General features: G+C 60.5%; 1 protein-coding gene. It reads left to right on the forward strand.

Annotated elements, in window-relative coordinates; genetic code table 11:
* Nucleotides 1-286 (forward strand): hypothetical protein (locus AD72_RS36005; RefSeq protein WP_156365420.1); only part of this gene is annotated, 286 nt, incomplete at both ends.

Raw genomic sequence — 286 nt, forward strand, 5'->3', positions numbered from 1 at the left:
TGTCGACTGCGGATGTGGATGTGGTGGAGGCGCACGGTACGGGGACGAGTTTGGGTGATCCGATTGAGGCGCAGGCGTTGTTGGCGACTTATGGTCAGGGTCGGGAGACGCCGTTGTGGTTGGGTTCGGTGAAGTCGAATCTGGGGCATACGCAGGCTGCTGCGGGTGTTGCTGGGGTGATCAAGTCGGTGCTGGCGTTGCGGTATGGCAGGATTCCGGCGAGTTTGCATATTGATGAGCCGAGTAGTCATGTGGATTGGTCGGCGGGTCGGATCGCGTTGGCCAC

Origin of the sequence: Sciscionella sediminilitoris, from assembly GCF_000737195.2 — a bacterium.
GTDB classification, from domain to species: Bacteria; Actinomycetota; Actinomycetes; order Mycobacteriales; family Pseudonocardiaceae; genus Sciscionella; species Sciscionella sediminilitoris.